The sequence below is a fragment of the Saprospiraceae bacterium genome (genome assembly GCA_016714025.1).
GTDB lineage: Bacteria > Bacteroidota > Bacteroidia > Chitinophagales > Saprospiraceae > Vicinibacter.
Genome location: JADJOB010000002.1, coordinates 132,171 through 152,278, shown reverse-complemented (window position 1 = coordinate 152,278; position 20,108 = coordinate 132,171). Strand labels below are relative to the sequence as shown.

Genomic DNA, 20,108 nt, shown 5'->3' with positions numbered 1-20,108 from the left:
GCTACAAACATGAAATAATAGATGGGATTTGATTCAAACGATAAAATCGCAAGGACAACTGCATTGTTTTTACAATCCAGCCTTAAGATAACTCCAGCCTTTTTCCTGCTTCATAATAATTTCGCCTATTCCCATTGGAACAAAACCAACTTCAGGTAAGATTTCTTCCTTTTTAATATTTTTTTGTTTCATGGTATTCTCACAGGCAACAAAGCGAACACCGGAATGAATAAACTCCTCTATTTTCATTTTTTGGGTTGTTTTTGCATTCATCAATAATTCAATCCCATTTGAATGAGCGACTATTTCAATCTCTACTGCATCACCCCATCCCTCCCGAAGATTTTTCAGATTATTCATTAAACCTTTCCAGGATGCGGTGTCATTTGTCGTCAGTTGCATGACAACCCGGTGTTTGACGGCAGTCGATTTTTTTGATTTGGAAGGGTTTGGATTCGTGTTACCTTGAGCAGCAAGACCATTGATAAGAAAGCCAGAAATTAAGAATAAAAATATTCTAAGCATATTTTAGGTTTATTAAAATTAATAAATTAGGAGTCCAAATATAATACAATTTCAAACATTCAGAAAAATGGTAAAATGACTTATTTTGGAACACAATTTCAATTTTAGTTAAATTAAGCTGAACTATCTTTGTTACGATTAATTCCCAAATTAGGTATTATTTAATTTAACATCAAATGAAATCAACGAACTTAATTTATTATGGTTGCCTTTATTTAATTGCATTAGTTTCCTGTAAGCAATCAGTAAGTGCTCCTGTTCAGGAGTCTCCCATTCAAGCTGAAGTTATTAAAACTCCGGAAAATGATACCACTGCAATCATACAGGGAATTCGAAAATTTATCCATTGGTATCAAGAACACTATACGATGGTTAATCAAGTTAAATTTATAGCTAAAGATAAATCAGGTAACTATCAGGTAAATTTATCTGAATGCGCTCAGTATTTAAAAAATCTTGAATCCAGCGGATTGATATCACCAGATTATCTTAAAGAGTGGAATAAATATTTTGAATCCAAAGCTGCTTATTTGAAAGAGAATCCTGTATCAGAAGGTCCGCCGGAAGGATTTGAATTTGATTTGGTGCTGATCACCCAGGAACCCGAGTTAGTATGGAATGCAATTGACAGTTTGACAATTGAAGTAAAAATGACTTCAGATCAAAAAGCCGTAGCGACCATACCAGGTGATTTTGCTTATGAAATTGATATGAGCAAATTGAATGGTGTATGGAAAATTGATTACATCTCTACTATGAATTATGATTAAGTAATTCGGAATCCACTCCTGTTTTTAATTCCATTTTAATTAAACTATAACTAAGCTTTATATTAAGTATTGAATTTTAACTTGAATTGCACGTATGTTAATGCAATTATTGGATTTTTCTTTAAAGCATAAATAATAGATGGAATAAATTACTAATTACCATACAGTAGGAATGCATTGAAATTTGTTTGTATATTTAATGGGACTTACAACGAGAGGAAAATTTTTAAATAAGGACAACTCCAGAACAGGCATTTGACTGTTAAATAACAGAACCCGATAAAAACCTGGATGCGCTTCTTGAAAATTAAGTGTTTTAGTGTCAGAAAATCCATCGAGCTCCTGGATTATCTGATTGCTTAAGCTATTGTAAATTTCAATCGTATCGAATTTCTTCTCACCAGTGCTTTGCAATAAAATGTTATTATTCAAAGGATATAGTGTTCCTTCTAACTGTACTGTTAATAATCGTGTTGTAATTAATTGAATATTTTCAGGATCCATTGGATGTTCTTTGACGGCTGTAATCCGACACGGACCATTTTTGATATGGATGTTCGTGAAAATTTCTTCTGGACAAAGCGTTGTATCCTGCACAGACAATTCAGCGGATCTGCCGTTTCCGGCATCTGGAAGCAGGTAAACTTTATTTGCAAACCGGGATTGTTTTTCTAAATTTCGTTCATCTACATCCCAGTCAGATGGATAAACTGCTTCATTTAAATCAAAGACGCTGCCAGCATAATGTTTAACAAATGGATTCAATAAAATAACTCTGGGCATCGTTTTAAAGCCTCCAAATTACAAGAGTCGTGACAATTTGATTACCAGCCCTGGAAACCCGACGGCACAAAAAACAATTCCCCACCGATATAATCGGATGGGCAAAGTTCCTGTTTGATCATCTTCCAAAGCAAACTGTTGAATGGACTTATATATATAATAATAAATTTTAACAGATTGACCTGGTTTATAGGGACTCGGGTTTTGGAACGTTCTTGAATAATGTAAGTATTTTCCATGATCGGTTTTGAACTCAACAACCGGAGCTACAGGATGATTATTAAAAGATTCCACAGTATTGCCGGATTCATCGCGCATTTCGATAACTATTCCTTCAGCAACATGACCCTTGGACAAGGTATGTGCAATTTCATTGCTTTTTTGATGGGCAAGAATTAATAAATACGTACCCAATAAGACTAAAATAGGTCCAATGGAAATTAATAAATTTTCAATAAACTCCATAATGGCTAACTGTTTTAAAAATTACTTGCTTAACGAATCGGAATTATAATTGAACAATTAAAAAATGATTTGAAACCAATTGTAAAGAAAAATTATTTCCCGGATTGCATAAATAGAAGTAAGATAATCAGTCCACCGATTAATACGAGAATAAAGATTCCTATAGGAATGTATAAAATAAGGTTGGCTGCCCGATCATTCCCAATATGTTTCATATAGTAAGAACCAACTAAGATACCCAGGCTTAAAAAGATGCGTTTAAAATTCATCCAGTTGTAATAATTTCTATCCGACCAGTTATTAATTTGATAAAAATATAAAAAGATAAACATCAGTAAGACCAGCGCAATTAAAAAGAAGCAGGGCCAGTACAATTTATTGAGGAGTGCGCTAAACATACATTCGAAATTGATTTTTAATATTATGGAATGAATATAAAAACTAAATTTTAAAACAATCAACAAGTATAGTAAATATAAGACAGGATGTTAAAAAATTGCTTATTAAATATTTTGTGGAGGATCAGGGATTCCATATCCAGCTGCAAGCAGGAGAACCCAGGCCCCTTGCGCTTAAAGCGCCATGCACTAGCCAGCTGAGCAAAAGCAATTAAAAATAGTTGATGTCTTTTAAATATCTTTCAATGCCTCTATTCTTGATTTTTGTTTCAAGGAGGATTGCTTCAGGGCGAGAGTTTAATTCAAATTTCTTAACCACTTTCCAAGGGATTCCTTTACTAGTAAATTTTGATTTACTACGATTATGTTCATCAATCCTGATATCAAAATGTTGTGTAGATCCAACATAATACTTATTTAGTGAAACACTAAATAAGATATAAACGGTATACATTCGAAAAAAGGGTGTTAAAAAAAAAGACCGGACTAAGGTCCGGTCTTTTTGTGGAGGATCAGGGATTCGAACCCAGGACCCCCTGCGTGCAAGGCGTTAAAAAATTGATTTTTTATGTATTTGTAAATGCGTAAATACCTGTATTTCAATAACTAAATTTTCAAATAGCACCATATCTTTGCATAATTATTCACATTCTGCTGGCAAATCGCTGGCAAATTTTAAAAGTGCTTAAAACAAAAGATTATGGCAGTCTCTGTAAAAATCGAATTAGATCGGAGAAATACCAGAACTGACGGTAGACACCCACTTAAATTATTGGTGGTAGTTAACCGGAACCCAATCCGAATTTCATTAGGTCATAGCCTGCATCCAAAAGACTGGAATGGCAAATTACAGAGCGTCCGTAATTCCTGTAAGGATTTTGATAACCTTACTAGATTTAATAACTGGCTTCAGAGCGAGAAGAGTAAAGTACTGAGCAAGCTTGTCAAATTAGAGGAGTCTGGAAATCTAAACCGTCTTTCAGCAAATGATATAAAAAATAACATTACGCAGAAGAATACTGAAGTTATGACCCTTGAGTTTTTTTCTTCTGTTATCAACGAAATGGAGACAGCAAAAAGGTTTGGAAATGCTCGTGTTTATATGACTGTATCTCGGAGTATTGCTAGTTATATGAAAGGCAAGGATTTTCCCTTAAAACAAATAACCTACACCTGGTTAAAAAAATACGAGTCCTGGTATCTATCAAGAGGAAATACATTGAACGGTTTGAGCGTAAATATTCGAACGCTTAGATCTCTATATAATATAGCAATCAAGCAAAGTAAGATTACTCAAGAATATTATCCGTTTGCAGATTATTCCATTAGAACTGAAGAAACAAGAAAAAGAGCTATTAGTCGGGAAGACCTAATTAAATTTCTTCAGTTTAAGCCAGTAATTGGATGGCATAGTAGAGCAAAAGATTACTTCCTAATCAGTTTTTATCTCATGGGTGCTTCCTTCATTGATATATCCTTCCTTAAAATCAAAAATATTATAAATGGACGGATTGAATATAAAAGGCAAAAGACTGGAAAGCTTCACTCGATTCCTGTTTCCAATCAATTGATGTCTATTTTAAATGGATATATGAAGGGTAAAAAGGAAAATGAATTCATCCTGAATATAATTCACTCAACCGATCCAAAGAAACAGCTTGTTGAAATACGAGATGAACTTAGACGTTATAACCGAACATTAAAAGAAATCGGTGAACTTTGTGGTATCGAATCTAAAATATCCAGTTATGTTGCTCGCCATTCATACGCAACTAACGCAAAAAAACTTGGAGTGCCGACCGCAATTATAAGTGAAGCACTCGGGCATACAACTGAAAAGATGACTCAGGTATATTTGGATTCTTTTGAAAATAATACTGTAGATGCGTACCATACCCAAATTATCAATTTGTAATTGATAATCTTAAAACTTTATTGATGATTGGATATTCCTTAACGTAGAATCATGAATTTCCATATTGCAATCATGATTAAAAATCAATAGGGAAAGATTGTATAGACTATCTCCAATAACTCGAATTGACAAACAATGATTTTCCACCTCCTGAAATACATCTTCCTGCCTTTCATGAGTGAATCTTGTCTGTAATACAACACCTAAAATATTAGAGAAGCTCCGAATGTAATCAATTACAGTTGTCATTAACTCTGGAGTATTCATTGTAATAAAAGCCAAAGGATGAATCATAATATAAATCAACCCATTTTTATTTTGTGGTATCTGTTGTGCTTTATCTTGAATCTTAGCCAGAATTCGTTTTGTTTCATCAAAAGGCACAATAAGGCCATCGACATTATTCATGTTCGTTCCTATTTCTTCAGATAATTTCTTCAATTCATCAAATTTAAGTAGTGGGGCTACTGAAAACTCCAATTTGGGGTGGTTAGAAACGGTAATTATCTCATTGTAAAGACAGGCATCTTGCTTAGCTTTCGCAATAACTTCAAAGATTACTTTCCAATCTTCCTGTTCAATTAACTTTTTTTGCCTTCCAGTAAACGGTAAAAACACACCAGATTCAAAACAATATCTAATATAATTGTAATTGCCACAAATTTTATTCCTCTCATCGCTCTCACCTAAACTGGTGATTTCGACAAATAGTAAATCATCATTGACTTGATTGGTAATTTCAATATCAGGTGTTCTTCTAGTTTTGTTTTCATCGAGGTATTTAACATTAAAGCTAGAACGTAGTAAAGAACTCCCAACTGCAACAAATGGGAATCCTTCAATAATTGATTTATCAAATGAAAGTATTTTTCCTTTCAATTTATTGTAATTGCAATTAATGGATTTAAGCAATTTTAAATTATTCGCAAATTCTATTAATTCAAGTATTTGCCAGCCAGCTTTATTAAAAACCTTATTTGTGAGCGGATGAAATTTGGGGTTTCTTTCGTCTCGATTATTCTTTTCATGTTTATCCCTTGCAAGAATGTTTTGGCCAAATTCGTGTTCAAGAAATTGTGTCGCTTTAATATATTCATCCTTAATCTTACTATCGATTGCTTCCTGTTCTAAAACATACTTTATATGTTCATCCCAATTTCTTTTGTTGTTTAAATTCACAATAGATTGCGTATTATTTGCTTTAAAAGTTAGTAATAAATATCTTCAACTTTTGATTATCCCCTGGTACAATTAAATTTGATATCCAACTCCTCAATAAATGCAAAATCATTAATCCATCTTATACCCATATTTTCACAAACATTCGGGATTTTTATTCTTTTAGAACTTAACGCGGTTACTTTTTCTTCTTTTGTTACTACTATTGCTTTTTCATTCATGGAATGGGCAATTACCCATGGATCAGCAATCGATCTTGATTTTATATTGTCAACTAGAGTTTTGTGTATCGGATCATGATCATAGATAGCTTGAAGACATTTCGTAACCGGCTCCGTGATTTTTTTTATAGGTATATTACTAGATTTTAGCCATTGTAATAATTCATCTTCCGTCTTTGTAATTTCTTCATAAACTAATTCTGGTATAAAAATTATTTCCTCGTCTCCTAATTCATTAAGGATATCCCAATATTCGGGACAAAATTTTGGGTTATAATATTTTTCCCATGCTTGAATAAGGACATTCGCATCTAAACAATATTTATTTCCCTTTGTACTCACTTAATTAATTGTGCTTCTAATTTTTGAAATTTATTTACCTGAACGTTTAGTAAGTTACTTGCCAAAGTAGGTTCAATATAACCACCATAGAAGGCATCTAAAACGGTCTGCGTAAAAAGCCTACTGTTTCTATTTAATTGTAGCAGAAAATAATCAGGGCCTCCGGGTTTATCTCTTTCTTTTTGTTTTGCCTTTTTTTCGGCTTCACGCTTTAAATAAGCGTAATAATCTGCATCAGCTTGTTTTTTTAGGTTTTTGTATACCGGTGTTGAAATTATATTAAGATTAAGAGCGCGTACAAGTAAGGCAAAAGAACTTACTCCCATCATTTTTGCAGTTTTGAAAACCGCTTTGGAACTTTCAAAAGTATCTTGTCTGAAACTTAGCATTATATCTTTAGGCAATAGGGAATTCGCTGCAACCTCATTACAAAAAAGTTCAACAGGGTGGAACTTATCTCTATTTTTTATTTCTGGTTCTATATTATTTGAAATTCCTGTTTCCGCTATCCATATATGAGCTAATTCGTGCACAAGAGTAAAAAGTTGAGGTGCATTCCAATCTTCCGAGTTAATAAAAATAAATGGAGCGAACGGATCGGAAATTGCAAATCCTTGAAGTTCTTCAGAATCGAGTTTTAGTCTGGAGTGTATAAAACTTGTTCTCGATACAAATATTCGATTTGTTTCGGAAGCATCAATCCATTCTCTTATTGGGTTTTCAGTTTTATAATTCGCAGGATTAATGTTCAGAGTTAGCAGTATGTCTTTAGCAACTTTTTGTGGATTATCTTTAATCGTAAACCGTCCAACAAAAGGCAATTTAGCTTCAGGATCATCAGCATAAACATCGCTTAGCCAAACTTGCTTTTGCTGTATTTCACGAATAATAAAAATTGAAGAAGTAGTCAGTTTTTTTGATCCAGTTTTCCGGAAGTCTTGCAGTGGTTGGAAGTCTCTCGGAACCTCAGGAAGAAAAAATAAAGCAAATGGTCTTTTATAAGCTTTTGCTAATGTTTGTGCTTGTCGAATTGTTGGTTGACTTATTCCAGCTTCCCATTCCTTCAGTTTCTCGACCGTCACCGAAACTTTAGTAGCAGAATCCACTTCTGTCATTCTTGCTGACTCTCTTGCCCATTTAAGAACGTTTGGTGTTATATATGCCCTGTCTGCCATTATGGGCAAAATTACGATTTTAAAGAGAGTTATTCTGATGGTTAATTTGGAATTCAGATCTAAGCATTTAAGGGGTGCGGGTCTCCCGCCAAGATTGCATTTCGCCATAAGGCAGATATTCATATCGCCATGGCGAAATGCAATCTTGCATCTTACCCAAAATAGCATCCAGCCTAGTTATCTTCGGCATATTCAGAATCTAAATCGTCCTCGTCTTGAATTCCGGCTTCTTCTTCTGAATCGTCAGATTCTGGGTGTTCATTTCCATCTTTAATATCTTCTTCAATCCCCCTTTCGAACCCATCATTATCCTGCTCGCGCTCCTGATTTTTTGTATCCCTTAGACTGGCAAGCTCTTGAAGTTGCCTTGCTTCTTCTTGAGCTTGACGGTTTAATTCCTCCAGCTTATTGAGGTCAAATCCGAGAGTTTTGAAACGGTAATGTCTTCCGGATTCATCTTCTACTCCATATACTTTACCACCTCTGCTATACGAATTATATCCCTCGGATTTGAGCTCAGAAAGAAAATTATCAAGCGATTTAGATCGACTATAAACTGTCTGAACAGTTTCCAAAAGTTCTTGCTTTTGTGATAATATTCCTTCACGATCCTGGAGCTTTAGCTCCGGATCTGTAAGCTGGAGTTTTTGCGATTTTCCATGAGAGGGAAGACTATTAATAAGCTCTGGATATTTTTCCTTTTGATATTCATCCAGAGCGAGTTTTAAGTCTTTGAATTCTTGTCGAGAGATTCTGTTAGATTCTCCGGTTAAATATTTGTGTGCGGACATAACTATATGAAGGTGAATATGCTCTTTATCATGATGGGTTGAAACCAAATATTGGTTCTCCTTACCACGTAGCTCAATGTATTTTTTTGTTATGTCCTTTAACAAATCCTGATTGATTTGTTTTTTATCCTTGTTTGAAAAAGAGATAATTGTATGATGAAGCCGGATATTATCTATACGCCTATGCATTCTCAATTCAAAATTCTTATCCAATTCCTTTGTCCAACCTTTGGTTGTCCGACTTTTTAAATTATGTTTTAGTATTGGTTTTGGCTTGTTGTCTTTTTCTTGTTTGAATAGATAGTTTACAAGTTGTCCGGTATTATTTCTACGGGTGAGATTTTTTAAGATCATAATGAATTAATGAATTCAATAAGTTTGGGTTTGCCCTTCGGATTTTTTGAAATATGCTCTTTTATGAATACTTCTAATGACTTTGGATTATTCAAAACAGGAAGTATTTCTCTTTCCAAATTATAGATGGAATCCATAAGTGTTCTTGCGACTTTATTTTCGACTTTATTTTCTTCAATTAGTTCTTGAATTGAATTGTATGTCAGAGAAAGCAGTTGAGATATTTTTCTAACTTCTTTTATGTCTGGAACAATAAAGGATTTATTTAGATATGCAAAACACGATTGCTTAATGAACTGAGTACGACTTAATTTATGTCTTTTTGATTCAGTTGTAATTTCTCTAAATTCATCTTTTGAAAAAGAAACGGCAATCTCTTTGTCTTGTCTTCGTTTATTATTACGCCATTTCTTTTTGTATTGTTTCCAATATTCTTTCTTAACCTTTTGAATTTCCTCGTGCGTGCCATTCTCAAGAACTCCACTGGATTTTAAATAGGAATATAAATTGCTTTTGGTATTAAGCCTTCTTCTCTTCATCCAATTGAATTAAAGGTGGTACATCAAAATAAAGTTTATTTGATGGTTCATAAGGAGGCCTTTTTGTTTTTGAATTTAGCCTCCAGTCATTGTAAAATGGTTTTAGTTGTGCATGAATTGGTGGTTTGTTTCCAATCAATATAATTGCTTTGTCCGTCATCCTAATTTCATCGGCAGTCATTAGTTGCCTCGTATGTCTTACTTCATCTTCATCCAGATATTCAAATCGTCCTAAAATTGTTTCAAGCTCCTTGCAAGTTCCAATTGGTTGACCTGGGAGATAGACTTTGGCGTAGCAATTGGCAGTAATATTCTTTGCTTCATAAGTTCCATAAATATGTTCCAACTGATGATAGTCTTGGTATATTAAAAGTATTCCGCTATTGTATTTGCGAATATTTGATATTGTCGTTGAAAGTCCCGGCAAATACATTGATGATGCTTCATCAAGAAGAAAGAAGATATTATTTTCGTTCTTATCTGGAATACGCACCAATAATTCATTTAAAAATTGCTGAAAAAAAAGAGAAGTCAAGGCTCCATAATAGTGCATGTCTGGCACTGAATTGTTTATAAACAGAGCCACCTTCTTAGTTCTAAACTCAGCAAAATCAATCGTATCAATTGATGTAATGGATGCAATTACTTCATCGGTAAATAAAGTTAGTGAGGCTTTTACTGTAGCGAGTATAGAAGACAAGGTTTTAACGCCGTATGCAACAAATGCCTTGTATTCTGAAAGCATTTTTTCATCTCTGGTCTTTACAATAAGCTTGTCAATTTTTTCTGGATTACCTGCAAATACATTGACTAAATGGAGTACATTGTAAAGTGTTCGATATTCTGGCTCTGCATAAAAAATTAGGTACCTAATGAAAAGGGAGATGATTGCTTCTGCGCTTTTGTTCCAAAACGGATCTTTAGCATCACCTAATGAGTTTCTGACAAGCAATGACGCAAGCTTCTGAATATCTGAGATAGTTTTGCACCGTTTTAATGGATTGAAACATTCTGAATTTAAACTGCTATAATTTATTACTCGGATTTCATATCCTATTTCAATTAGTGCTCCACTGACTAATAACCGGATTTCATGGCTTGGATCATTAAAGATTAAACTTGAATTTCCCTTCGCCATCAATAGCGCACTATTTATTAATATGGTTGAGGTTTTTCCTGAACCGGAACCACCAAAAGCAACTCCATTTTTATAACTTTCCGTAATTGACAGGCAATGACTTCCGTTAAGACAAAATCCTTCATCAAATTTGCTTAAGATCTCACTGGCCGGAACGAAATCCGCATCATACTCCGTTTTTCGTTCCTGACCAATGAGTGATTCAATAAATTCTAACAATCCGGTAAATATCGCAGACAGGATTTCAAATACAAGTTCTAGTATAAAGCCAATAACCCTAATCATTTCACTAATAATTTTTCCAAAAATTCACCAGTTTTTAAAAGGATCGTTCCGGTTAATTTACAGGAGTAAGCAAATAGCAAAGTCAATAATTTAAGTGCTGAGACAATCAAAGACTTTAGTGTTTCAAAAAAAATGTTTTTACTTGATTGAGACATAACCTAGAAATTATTTATTTAAATAGTTCCTACGATATGCACTTTTGCTCCAAATGATTCAAACATCCTTTTGTAAAACAGAGATAAGGCTTCATATCTATTACTATCAACGGTATCCTTTGGTAAATAGACAAAGTAGATATCTATTCCCTGTAGTTGCTTTAGCGGATACTTTTTTAGTAATCTTTTTCTCATTTCATCCGGATGCTTTCTTATTACATTCATCGTCGCTGTGTCATAAAAATTAACAAAAGACTTTTCCATAAAATCAGTATTAAAAATTGCTGTCTTTGAATCAGCAGTAGATTCACTTAATCTATTAAGTTCTTCTGTTAATACTTTAAATATTACAGATCCTGAACGATCATGTTTATCTCCAATTATAAATTTTAAACAGGAATCAATCTTCGAAAAATATTCATTTACCAAATCAGTTCTTTCATAATCATTTCCCATCAAAAGGTTTGAGTCCTTTTGAATTACAACATCATAAGATCGATTAAATCCTAATTCTGTTATAGGTACCAACCTTGTCAACTCTCCATTCATAGAATTTTTAGTCAGAGCTGATACTTTTTTGAATTCTGACATTGCAATTCCTTTAAAATGCTCTTCGGTCAAATCATATACAATGGTTATGTTGTGAACTTTCGGTTTTTCATTACAAGATGAAAAACACACTGCTGAAAATATCAGCAGTGTGCAATAACAATAAAGCGTCTTCATGACATTTGATTATTTTGAATTAATAACTGAGGTGGTTGTTGTGAACGTGAGCCACTTTTAATTGTAAACTCGCGATTACAATTAGAAACGATGTGGTCTCTTTCACTATCCAATTGATTAAATAAATCGCTCCTGTAAATTTTAAATCCCTCAAGCTTCTGCTTGCATTCATGAATCCTTTTTACTTCATTCTCAAGCTTATCCAATAAATGTCTCTTCTCAGCTTTTAACTTTTCAATTTCCTGAAGCTTTTGATCTTTCAATTGCTTTTCTTTTTCTTGAGCATCCGTTGGAAGCTTAGTATATGCAAGCAAAATGGCGATTGCATAAAAGAAGTCATTTAGGAGCATCCAGATAAAAGGTGAATTAGCAAGTGAGCCGTTATCTCTTAAATATGTTTGCCTAAGCAAGCCCAATCCAAAAAATGCAATACCGCCACCAACTATACCAGATAAAAACCAAATCCACTTGGCTTTAACAGTCATAGCTTTTTGCATACGTTTACCAATTGTAACAGCAGAAGTTGATAAACCGTAGGCGGTTAGAGCGGAAAGCAAAATTGCTAATATAAGATTCCTTGCAACGACCTGGTAGCTGGAATAATTCATTATTGTATCAATAAAGCACAATGCAATTATACCAGCCCACACCTTATAATATGCTGGCCAATCATAAGTGATTTTTATTCTTCTGATATCCACTTCAATGTTATTAATCTTCTGGTCAATAAGATCAACTTCTCGTACAGTTTGAAGCTTCAATTCCTCTAGGTTAGCTTGAAGAATTTCTTGAGCCAATTTTTCAATCTCTGGATTAAGGGTCTTGCTTACATGAGCCTTGAGAACTTCAATAGCTGTTGCAATTTCATGTTGAATAACAAGCGTGTCCTTAAGACCTTGATGAACTATCAAGTCTGTGCTTTGGAGAGTTTTCTCTCTGAGCTCAGTAAGATTTGTTTTGATATAGTTTTCGAGTGATTCAACCCGAATACCAAAATAAAATTCATTGTTAGGCATATAAAATATTTTAAAAATGAATTAATAGATTATGAAGGTTAATTGTCTGATTTTAATTCCTTAGATGAAACAACTTGGTATATTTTCTACTCTTCAATGCATTTTTCATGCTTGATGATCATGAGTAGAAGCAGGAAATAAATAAGAAAGTAAAAAGAATTCATAAGCATATTTATTAGTTACTAAATATGCTGAACCCCTTGTCAGAACGACTTTATTTTTAACCATTCGTTCGTATATTTTCAAACAAATGGTCGTATCTTTACTAGACTAAATCGATTCCGGTAATTTCGGCCAAGAAATGGAGTCCGGATTCAATTTACATTTGGGCTGGTTCTGAAAAGGATCAGCCTTTTTATATCCGGCGAGCACGACAATTCTTTATTTAAAAAGCCAATTATTTTTATTCTTTTTTTCTGATAATCAATATGTTATATTACATTTTTTAATAATTTGTAAAAAAACATAAAGTATAAAATACTGTAATTCAAACTTTTGATATATTTGTATTACGATTTTTTAATATATCAAATTGGAGCAGTATAACTTACACACTACGGATCTTGTAAATAGATTTTACAAAGGGAACATAGGAGCCATGACGAGTATTATGCAAAATGCCGGACTGCCTTTACATTTTATGGATGATATTTTTAATGAATCACTTGAAGAAGTCTGGAAAATGAATAATAAAGGTCAAGTACTTACCAATTTTAATAGGTTTTTTATTAATAGAATTTTCAAAAACAATGTTTTAAATTTTGCTCAAAAGGAAAGATTGAGAACAAAAGTTGATCTTTCAAATACATCAAGTGCTAACTCAGCTAAAAATTGGCATGAATCTAAAGTGGAGTTGGATCATCTAGAGTACCTGTTGAATTTAATGGAGCCTAAATGCAGACAAATTATAAGCTTATTTCATGAAGGTTATTCAAATGAGGAAATCGGCGAAATTATGCAATTACAGAAAGCCACAGTTGCGACTTATAAATCAACTTGCTTTGATAAACTCGAGCAACTAATTGCAACAAAAATGTAAATTAATATTTTATGGATATAACATGGAACGAATTACTAAATAATAATCAAGATAAAAGAATTGAAATTCTAGCAACAATGTATGCAGAGTATCAGGAATTTAAACAATATCAAATTTTGCTCAAGCAAGCTTCATTGGAAAGAGCTTCTGATAATTTAAAAGCTGAATCTATAGTGAACATTGAAACGGTTGAACTAGAGAATATGCATCACTAATTTATCCAATTAAAAATCCTACCCAATAACTAATTGAGTAGGAATTAAAATTTGATTCATCCGGTTCACCCTATTTGAAATCCAAAATATATTCAACAGCCTTTTGCGCCTCAGCAGAAACCTTGAAAATAAACCTCGAATCTTCCTTAAGCACCTTTAGCCAACCAGCCAGATAGGAAGCATTGTTTTGCACTACGGAATCATAATCAATTTGTGTATGTGAACATAGAAATGATGCCCCCATTTCGGCAACCAATTCCTCCTTACTATAAGGTATAGTTCCAAATCCGGAAAAGTCCATAACTTCAGCCCTTGCCAGCCTGGAAGCATGACCAGTTGCGTGGATCAGCTCGTGAAAGTAAGTTGCATAGTAATGTTCTGAAGTCTCAAACTGCCCAACGGAAGGCATGTTGATGAAATCCTGAGCTGGTGAATAAAAGGCTCTATTTGAGTCAATTTGCCTCAAATCTGGTGGGTTGGGCATATTCATGATGATTTCCTCACATCGGGTTATTTTCTCATTATCTGTGAGTTTTACCTCCGGAAAACGGCTGTGGTCTATCTCAATACCTTCGATGTCTCCGACATTAAAGACATTGTAATACCGAATGAACCTCAATACTTTAATTTCTTCTCCTTTTTTGTATCTGCCTTTGGCTACTTCAGGAGTAAGTGTCTTGTCATCACTATCCTTGTAATACATTTTGAAGTAGATGACCATACTGGCCTCCGTTCCTTTTTTAATTGTTCCACCCAATTCTTTGATTTGATTGAATGTCGCAAAGTATGGAATGGGATGTCCGGTATTGTTCATAAGAATGTAATTGATGCCAGTGTAAAGTCTGCCCGAAACATAATTACGCGCTATGCCATAAGTGTTCCATGTTTTTCTCCACGGAGCTACGCCTTTTTCAATCATGGCAATTATCCTGTTTGTCACCTCATCATAAAGTGATGCAATAGTGGTTTGTTGAACCCTAGGTTCAGGTGTTGTTTTCATTACAATAAATTTTAAAAGTGAAAAATGATTTACTTAAAGCATTCCTTCGTCAGCGAAGGAATAGAATCCGGAATGTGGAGAAAGAATAAGGTGATCTATCAGTATTATTTCGTGAAATCTACCAATCTCTTTTATCTTTTTTGTTAACTCTATGTCTTGAGAACTTGGTTTGATTGAACCAGATGGATGATTGTGTCCGGCAATTATTCCCACGGCAAGACCTTTGAGTGCTGTTGCAAAAAGAATTCGTGGATCGGCAACTGTTCCAGTTAATCCACCACGACTTAATCGCAATATTCCCTTTACATAATTAGCTCTATTAAGAAACAACACATTGAATTCTTCAACCAAGTCTATGTCATCACCCCAATTAATTCGGAAAAATTTTTCTGCATCGTTTGAACTATTAACTCTAGGGTGATAGGTAAAGGGCAATTTGGATTGGTAAATAACTTTTACTTCTGCTACCTGCAATAACGGAGGTATTTGGCTTTCGCCATTTAAATTTTTCATAATTACTGATTTAGATTGTTAAAGAATATTTCTAAACCAGTTTATTAGGAATTAGGATTGAGACAAAGACGGTAGAAATTGCCAATTTGGCAAGATGTGTTTATGATAAATTGTAATATTCAGAAACAAATGGAGCGACAAAAAATGTCAAGAAACTATAAGAAATAATAACTTGATGAATTTTAATTGTAAAAATGCTAAAATCATTCTATGTCATCACATTCACATTCACAAGAAGTAATTAACCTTAATTCCAAACTCAAGTTTGGTATTTTATTAAATACTATCTTTACAATAATTCAATTCACAGTCGGTATCATTTCTGGCAGTTTGGCTCTCATTTCTGATGCAGGACACAATCTAACTGATAGCTTAAGTCTAGTTATTTCATATTTTGCTCAAAAAATGTCTGGCAGAAAATCGACACCAGACAAGACATACGGGTATGGCAGAGCGACAATAATATCTGCTTTGATAAACAGTGTCATTCTTATTACTCTTGCTATTTATATCTTCTACGAAGCATATACTCGCATACTGCACCCAGAGGCAGTGAGCGGTAGTTTAATAGCCATTGTTTCTTTCATTGGTATTCTCGTAAATGGAGGAATTGCACTTCTGTTCCGAAACAGCACAAAGGATTTAAATATGCGAAGTGCTTTTTTGAGTATGGCATTTGATACTCTTGCCTCCGTTGGTGCATTAATAGCAGGTATCATAATCTACTTTACTCACTTCTTTATCATTGATGCAATCGTGAGTATTATTATCGGTTTGATGCTTCTATTCAGTGCATGGGGTGTTTTGAAAGATGCACTACATATTCTCTTTGAAGGCACACCGCGGGGTATTGATTTTGAAAAGGTAAAGAAAGAGATTTTTGATGCTTTTCCAGAAATTACTAATGTTGATGATTTACACATTTGGTCTATATCATCAAATAAAACTGCTTTGAGTTGTCATATCACCTTAGAAAAATCTGATATACAGAAATCAGTTGAAATAGTCACAGAGGTTAAGAAGATACTTCACGATAGATTTGCGATTGAACATTCAACTATTGAGATAGAGCTTAGCCCATGTATTGATGGAGTTTGTTAGAAACGACTTTTATGTCATTTAATCTGTTCCTCACTTGAATACTCTGTCTCAAAAAATCTTATTTCTTAATAAAGTGATTTTCATTTATTCTTTGTAATTCATCAAACGTAAACTTGTCAGGATTACAATTAATGTTACCCCTACATCAGCGGCAATGGCTAAAACTAAATTACTGTAACCACTAAAAGCCAATATGATAAAGATAAGTTTTACAGCAATAGCTCCGATGGTGTTGAATTTTATTCTTTGTAATGTTTTTTTACTGAGACGAATAAGAAATGGGATGAGTGAAAGTTTATCATTCATCAATGCAATGTTTGCAGTTTCAATGGCTGAATCGCTACCCGCCGCACCCATTGCAATACCAACAGTACTTAAAGCCAATGCAGGGGCATCATTAATACCGTCTCCAACCATAGCTACATATTGATATTGTTTCAATAATTCTTGGATTTTATCGGACTTGTTTTCCGGAAGCAACCCTCCAAAGACTTTTTTGATGCCTACTTGATGAGCCACATAATGAGCTGCTTTTTCATTGTCACCAGTAAGCATGATGGGTTCAATATTCATTGCTTCGAACTGTTTTAATGCTTCTGCGCTTTCAGGTTTTATTTCGTCCATCAATCCGATAATACCTGCTACACCATTACCAAAACTAACAACTACACTTGTTTTGCCTTCTGCTGAAAGCTGCTCAACAATTTTTTCTGCTTCTTTATCTATGGGCTGGTGTTCTTTTATGAATTCGAGTTTACCTACAAATATGGTTTCATCCTCACACACTAAACATTTTGCAGTAGCACCTTTTCCCATTATGCTTTTAAAAGATTCTGCTTTGTGAGGTTCAAAACCTTCTTTTTTACTTGCATCTACAATTGCTTGTGCCAATGGATGTTCAGAAAATAATTCTGCACCTGCTGTACAGGCTAAAAGCTCTTCACGACTTGTATCATTTAGAGGAAATACATCTGAGACGATTGGATTTCCGAATGTAATGGTTCTGGTTTTGTCTAATGCAATGACTTTAATCTTTGCCAACGCTTCTATATATTTTCCACCTTTTATCAGTGCTCCTTTCGCAGATGCATTACCGATAGCAGAATATATAGCCACGGGTGTAGAAATGACCAAAGCGCAAGGACAAGCAATTACCAATAAAGTAATGGCTTGCAAGAGCCAATGGTCAAAATCAAGGTTCAATACAAAGGCAGGAATTACTAACATCAAAACAGAAAGAAAAATAATGGAAGGAGTATAATACTTTGAAAACTGTTGAATGAATTTTTGCGTATCACTTTTGTTGGCTGATGCTTCAAAAGTGAGTCGGATTATTTTAGAAAAAGTAGTATCAGCAGAAAGTTTTGTTGTTTCCATTTCAACAAATCCATTCTTGTTTAGTGTTCCTGCGAAAAGCAAATCGCCTCTGTGCTTGTCTTTTGGAATGGGTTCTCCAGTAATAGAAGACTCATCCACGCTAGTTTCTCCCGTTATAATTCTTCCGTCAAGTGGAATCATTTCACCTGGCTTTACCTGAATAATTGTTCCAACAGAAATTTTATCAATTGAAACCATTGTGTTTGCTGCCTTCACAAAACCAGCTTTCGGCGCTTTACTAACTAAATCATCTAAGGCGGATTTTGAATTTTCGATACCAATATCTTCCAGACGTTCACCTAAAACATATAAAACGGTCAATACTGCAGCTTCAGAAAATTCCTTCAGATAAAATGCCCCAATCACTGCAATGAGCATCAAGAGGTTAATATTGCTAAAATTTAGTTTTGCTGCAGCTTTAAGACCATTCCAGATTACGCCATAACCTAAGCCTAGAATAAAAACTAAGAATACAAACGGGGCATAGGGCATGGGAATTTCTATGCCAATAATGGATAATACCTCTAGTGCAATCACAATAAGAATTGCGAAAAGAAGAAATAAAAATTTCTTGTCATTTATCGGTAATTTCATTTTTATTTATTTTGTTTTCTAAAGATCAATTGAAATGAATTGAATATTCCTTTTTATTTAAAGGAAGAGTTCCTTTTTTATTTAGGGCTAATAAAAAATAAACAAATAAAAGCACCTATCGTTATCCATAAAATTGGTTTAAATTATTTAATTGTTTTCGTTTTAATTCACAATGATATTAATGTTCATGTCCTTCTCCCTTATTTGTCATTTTCGCTAAAATAAAAAAAGCGCCATTCGTAACTATTCTTGCGTCTTTTGGTATTTCTTTAAGTAAGGTTATTTCACTGTATCCCACATCAGAAGTACCTTTTCGGATTGGAATTTTTTCAAATGTCGTTCCGTCTTCTTTTTCATCATGCCCGTTTTTTTCTTTTTCGTTGTGCTTATGGCCATGCTCATCATGTTGTTGCGTATCTTCTCCGGCTTCATTGTGTTCATGGTGTTCTGCTTCGCTATGCGCATCAGTAACGATAAAAATATAATCCTGTCCTTCGTGGTTTACAATGGCATTTGTTGGAACCGCATCTACCGTAGCGTTTTCTAAGCTAATCAATGCAGTGATACTCATGCCATCAATCAATCCTTGCTTGTTGCCTTTCACCATTGCGTGCACAGCAACCGCTTTGGTGTTTTGCTCAAACGTATTGCTAATTGCATAGACCTCAGCATCGTATTCTTTACCTGGATTATTGGTAAGCGTAAAGTGGATGGTTTGACCTACTTTGAGTTTTTTCAAATCCTTTTCGTATACATATAAATCCAAATGAAGTTGATTATTATCCACTATTTCCGCAATGGGGTTGCTTGCATCAACATAGCTACCGATATTTATCAAAACAGTACTTATAGTGCCACTGATAGGACTTGTGATGTTTACAACAGATTGAATGTTCTCGCTTGTGAGTGAGGCGGAATTTATTCCAATAAGTTCTAATTGCTTTTGCAAGCTCGCTTTTCGGGATTTCAATATTTTTAATTCAGTTTCTGTTGTTTGCAAGTTTTTTAATGCTCCAGCATTACCTTGTATCAATTCTTTTTGGCGATTGTATTCTAATTGTGCCAAATCAGTTTTAGCGGAAACTGAAATCAATTCTTCTTGCATGGTAATAAAAGAATTATTAGTGATTGTCGCCAGCACTTGTCCTTTTCTAACGGAATTGCCCGTCTGCACCAATATTGATTTTATTACACCACCCAATAAGGCTGTTGCATTAGCTTTATTTTGATTGGGCACTTTCAGCAGTCCATTTACTTTGAGTGATGCAGTAAGTTGCTTTTTCTCGATACTACTTAATTCAATTTTTATGGATTTCATTTGCTCAGCCGTCAGCATTGTTGTATTTTCGTTTTCGTGTTCAATGTGCGATTCTTCAGAATGCACGGCTTCTTCTCCATGATTATGTCCGTCTTTTTCTTTGTGTTTTTGACAAGAAGTAAGCAACCAGCTTGCAGTTGCAAAAGATATGATGATTATTAATTTATTCATTTT

22 protein-coding genes are annotated in these 20,108 nt (G+C 34.1%); 5 read left to right on the top strand and 17 right to left on the bottom strand.

Annotated elements, in window-relative coordinates; genetic code table 11:
• Positions 1-69: 69 nt before the first annotated feature.
• A complete protein-coding gene (locus IPJ80_03985) occupies positions 70-525 on the bottom strand; it encodes a DsrE family protein (GenBank protein MBK7912638.1) in 456 nt (151 codons plus the stop codon).
• Between the two features lie 176 nt (positions 526-701).
• Here IPJ80_03985 and IPJ80_03980 point away from each other — a divergent pair, with 176 nt between their 5' ends.
• Positions 702-1,295, top strand: a complete 594-nt coding sequence (locus IPJ80_03980) for a hypothetical protein (GenBank protein ID MBK7912637.1) — start codon at positions 702-704, stop codon at positions 1,293-1,295.
• A 156-nt stretch (positions 1,296-1,451) separates the two neighbouring features.
• On the opposite strand, the gene IPJ80_03975 is transcribed toward IPJ80_03980, so the two are convergent.
• The 4 genes from IPJ80_03975 to IPJ80_03960 form a co-directional block, all read right to left on the bottom strand.
• Complete coding sequence (locus IPJ80_03975; protein ID MBK7912636.1) at positions 1,452-2,078, bottom strand: hypothetical protein; 627 nt, start codon at positions 2,076-2,078, stop codon at positions 1,452-1,454.
• Between the two features lie 18 nt (positions 2,079-2,096).
• The gene (locus IPJ80_03970) at positions 2,097-2,543 is read right to left on the bottom strand and encodes a DUF3592 domain-containing protein (protein ID MBK7912635.1); all 447 of its coding nucleotides are present in this window, start codon (positions 2,541-2,543) and stop codon (positions 2,097-2,099) included.
• A 92-nt stretch (positions 2,544-2,635) separates the two neighbouring features.
• Positions 2,636-2,941 (bottom strand): hypothetical protein, encoded by a 306-nt coding sequence (locus IPJ80_03965; GenBank protein ID MBK7912634.1) that lies wholly within the window; start codon positions 2,939-2,941, stop codon positions 2,636-2,638.
• A 211-nt stretch (positions 2,942-3,152) separates the two neighbouring features.
• Complete coding sequence (locus IPJ80_03960) at positions 3,153-3,395, bottom strand: GIY-YIG nuclease family protein (GenBank protein MBK7912633.1); 243 nt, start codon at positions 3,393-3,395, stop codon at positions 3,153-3,155.
• Between the two features lie 246 nt (positions 3,396-3,641).
• Between IPJ80_03960 and IPJ80_03955 the strand changes: the two genes are divergently transcribed.
• On the top strand, positions 3,642-4,856 hold the full coding sequence (locus tag IPJ80_03955; GenBank protein ID MBK7912632.1) for a site-specific integrase: 1,215 nt from the start codon (positions 3,642-3,644) through the stop codon (positions 4,854-4,856).
• A 9-nt stretch (positions 4,857-4,865) separates the two neighbouring features.
• Here IPJ80_03955 and IPJ80_03950 read toward each other — a convergent pair whose 3' ends face one another.
• From IPJ80_03950 to IPJ80_03915, 8 genes are all read right to left on the bottom strand, one after another.
• On the bottom strand, positions 4,866-6,035 hold the full coding sequence (locus IPJ80_03950) for a hypothetical protein (protein MBK7912631.1): 1,170 nt from the start codon (positions 6,033-6,035) through the stop codon (positions 4,866-4,868).
• Positions 6,036-6,091: 56 nt separating this feature from the next.
• Positions 6,092-6,598, bottom strand: a complete 507-nt coding sequence (locus IPJ80_03945) for a DUF4411 family protein (protein ID MBK7912630.1) — start codon at positions 6,596-6,598, stop codon at positions 6,092-6,094.
• On the bottom strand, positions 6,595-7,773 hold the full coding sequence (locus IPJ80_03940; protein MBK7912629.1) for an ImmA/IrrE family metallo-endopeptidase: 1,179 nt from the start codon (positions 7,771-7,773) through the stop codon (positions 6,595-6,597). Before IPJ80_03940 ends, IPJ80_03945 begins: the two co-directional genes overlap by 4 nt.
• Positions 7,774-7,946: 173 nt before the next feature.
• Positions 7,947-8,918, bottom strand: a complete 972-nt coding sequence (locus IPJ80_03935; protein ID MBK7912628.1) for a relaxase/mobilization nuclease domain-containing protein — start codon at positions 8,916-8,918, stop codon at positions 7,947-7,949.
• Positions 8,915-9,457 carry a hypothetical protein gene (locus tag IPJ80_03930; protein ID MBK7912627.1) on the bottom strand — a complete coding sequence of 181 codons (543 nt, stop codon included), beginning with the start codon at positions 9,455-9,457 and terminating at the stop codon, positions 8,915-8,917. The genes IPJ80_03935 and IPJ80_03930 overlap by 4 nt, the downstream gene beginning before the upstream one ends.
• Complete coding sequence (locus IPJ80_03925) at positions 9,438-10,880, bottom strand: type IV secretory system conjugative DNA transfer family protein (protein ID MBK7912626.1); 1,443 nt, start codon at positions 10,878-10,880, stop codon at positions 9,438-9,440. The genes IPJ80_03930 and IPJ80_03925 overlap by 20 nt, the downstream gene beginning before the upstream one ends.
• A 173-nt stretch (positions 10,881-11,053) precedes the next feature.
• Positions 11,054-11,761, bottom strand: coding sequence for a hypothetical protein (locus IPJ80_03920; GenBank protein ID MBK7912625.1), 708 nt, complete (start codon positions 11,759-11,761; stop codon positions 11,054-11,056).
• Positions 11,758-12,777 carry a hypothetical protein gene (locus IPJ80_03915; GenBank protein ID MBK7912624.1) on the bottom strand — a complete coding sequence of 340 codons (1,020 nt, stop codon included), beginning with the start codon at positions 12,775-12,777 and terminating at the stop codon, positions 11,758-11,760. The genes IPJ80_03920 and IPJ80_03915 overlap by 4 nt, the downstream gene beginning before the upstream one ends.
• 532 nt (positions 12,778-13,309) lie before the next feature.
• Between IPJ80_03915 and IPJ80_03910 the strand changes: the two genes are divergently transcribed.
• Both IPJ80_03910 and IPJ80_03905 read left to right on the top strand, forming a co-directional pair.
• Positions 13,310-13,816, top strand: a complete 507-nt coding sequence (locus IPJ80_03910; protein ID MBK7912623.1) for a sigma-70 family RNA polymerase sigma factor — start codon at positions 13,310-13,312, stop codon at positions 13,814-13,816.
• An 11-nt stretch (positions 13,817-13,827) separates the two neighbouring features.
• Positions 13,828-14,031, top strand: a complete 204-nt coding sequence (locus IPJ80_03905) for a hypothetical protein (protein MBK7912622.1) — start codon at positions 13,828-13,830, stop codon at positions 14,029-14,031.
• Between the two features lie 70 nt (positions 14,032-14,101).
• Here IPJ80_03905 and IPJ80_03900 read toward each other — a convergent pair whose 3' ends face one another.
• Positions 14,102-15,031 (bottom strand): DUF1738 domain-containing protein, encoded by a 930-nt coding sequence (locus tag IPJ80_03900; protein ID MBK7912621.1) that lies wholly within the window; start codon positions 15,029-15,031, stop codon positions 14,102-14,104.
• Between the two features lie 33 nt (positions 15,032-15,064).
• Positions 15,065-15,544 carry a JAB domain-containing protein gene (locus IPJ80_03895; GenBank protein MBK7912620.1) on the bottom strand — a complete coding sequence of 160 codons (480 nt, stop codon included), beginning with the start codon at positions 15,542-15,544 and terminating at the stop codon, positions 15,065-15,067.
• A 210-nt stretch (positions 15,545-15,754) separates the two neighbouring features.
• Between IPJ80_03895 and IPJ80_03890 the strand changes: the two genes are divergently transcribed.
• Positions 15,755-16,645 carry a cation transporter gene (locus IPJ80_03890; protein ID MBK7912619.1) on the top strand — a complete coding sequence of 297 codons (891 nt, stop codon included), beginning with the start codon at positions 15,755-15,757 and terminating at the stop codon, positions 16,643-16,645.
• 84 nt (positions 16,646-16,729) lie between these two features.
• Here IPJ80_03890 and IPJ80_03885 read toward each other — a convergent pair whose 3' ends face one another.
• Both IPJ80_03885 and IPJ80_03880 read right to left on the bottom strand, forming a co-directional pair.
• A complete protein-coding gene (locus tag IPJ80_03885; GenBank protein MBK7912618.1) occupies positions 16,730-18,616 on the bottom strand; it encodes a cation-translocating P-type ATPase in 1,887 nt (628 codons plus the stop codon).
• A 178-nt stretch (positions 18,617-18,794) separates the two neighbouring features.
• Entirely contained in the window at positions 18,795-20,105 is a 1,311-nt protein-coding gene (locus tag IPJ80_03880; GenBank protein ID MBK7912617.1) for an efflux RND transporter periplasmic adaptor subunit, read from the bottom strand.
• Positions 20,106-20,108: the final 3 nt, after the last annotated feature.

Excerpts from the sequence above, each read along its gene's own strand:
- IPJ80_03970 (MBK7912635.1), bottom strand. The coding sequence starts at position 2,543 with ATGGAGTTTATTGAAAATTTATTAATTTCCATTGGACCTATTTTAGTC.
- IPJ80_03895 (MBK7912620.1), bottom strand. The coding sequence starts at position 15,544 with ATGAAAAATTTAAATGGCGAAAGCCAAATACCTCCGTTATTGCAGGTA.
- IPJ80_03890 (MBK7912619.1), top strand. The coding sequence starts at position 15,755 with ATGTCATCACATTCACATTCACAAGAAGTAATTAACCTTAATTCCAAA.
- IPJ80_03965 (MBK7912634.1), bottom strand. The coding sequence starts at position 2,941 with ATGTTTAGCGCACTCCTCAATAAATTGTACTGGCCCTGCTTCTTTTTA.
- IPJ80_03920 (MBK7912625.1), bottom strand. The coding sequence starts at position 11,761 with ATGAAGACGCTTTATTGTTATTGCACACTGCTGATATTTTCAGCAGTG.
- IPJ80_03960 (MBK7912633.1), bottom strand. The coding sequence starts at position 3,395 with ATGTATACCGTTTATATCTTATTTAGTGTTTCACTAAATAAGTATTAT.
- IPJ80_03915 (MBK7912624.1), bottom strand. The coding sequence starts at position 12,777 with ATGCCTAACAATGAATTTTATTTTGGTATTCGGGTTGAATCACTCGAA.
- IPJ80_03940 (MBK7912629.1), bottom strand. The coding sequence starts at position 7,773 with ATGGCAGACAGGGCATATATAACACCAAACGTTCTTAAATGGGCAAGA.
- IPJ80_03980 (MBK7912637.1), top strand. The coding sequence starts at position 702 with ATGAAATCAACGAACTTAATTTATTATGGTTGCCTTTATTTAATTGCA.
- IPJ80_03975 (MBK7912636.1), bottom strand. The coding sequence starts at position 2,078 with ATGCCCAGAGTTATTTTATTGAATCCATTTGTTAAACATTATGCTGGC.
- IPJ80_03935 (MBK7912628.1), bottom strand. The coding sequence starts at position 8,918 with ATGATCTTAAAAAATCTCACCCGTAGAAATAATACCGGACAACTTGTA.
- IPJ80_03925 (MBK7912626.1), bottom strand. The coding sequence starts at position 10,880 with ATGATTAGGGTTATTGGCTTTATACTAGAACTTGTATTTGAAATCCTG.
- IPJ80_03930 (MBK7912627.1), bottom strand. The coding sequence starts at position 9,457 with ATGAAGAGAAGAAGGCTTAATACCAAAAGCAATTTATATTCCTATTTA.
- IPJ80_03985 (MBK7912638.1), bottom strand. The coding sequence starts at position 525 with ATGCTTAGAATATTTTTATTCTTAATTTCTGGCTTTCTTATCAATGGT.
- IPJ80_03885 (MBK7912618.1), bottom strand. The coding sequence starts at position 18,616 with ATGAAATTACCGATAAATGACAAGAAATTTTTATTTCTTCTTTTCGCA.
- IPJ80_03880 (MBK7912617.1), bottom strand. The coding sequence starts at position 20,105 with ATGAATAAATTAATAATCATCATATCTTTTGCAACTGCAAGCTGGTTG.
- IPJ80_03905 (MBK7912622.1), top strand. The coding sequence starts at position 13,828 with ATGGATATAACATGGAACGAATTACTAAATAATAATCAAGATAAAAGA.
- IPJ80_03955 (MBK7912632.1), top strand. The coding sequence starts at position 3,642 with ATGGCAGTCTCTGTAAAAATCGAATTAGATCGGAGAAATACCAGAACT.
- IPJ80_03900 (MBK7912621.1), bottom strand. The coding sequence starts at position 15,031 with ATGAAAACAACACCTGAACCTAGGGTTCAACAAACCACTATTGCATCA.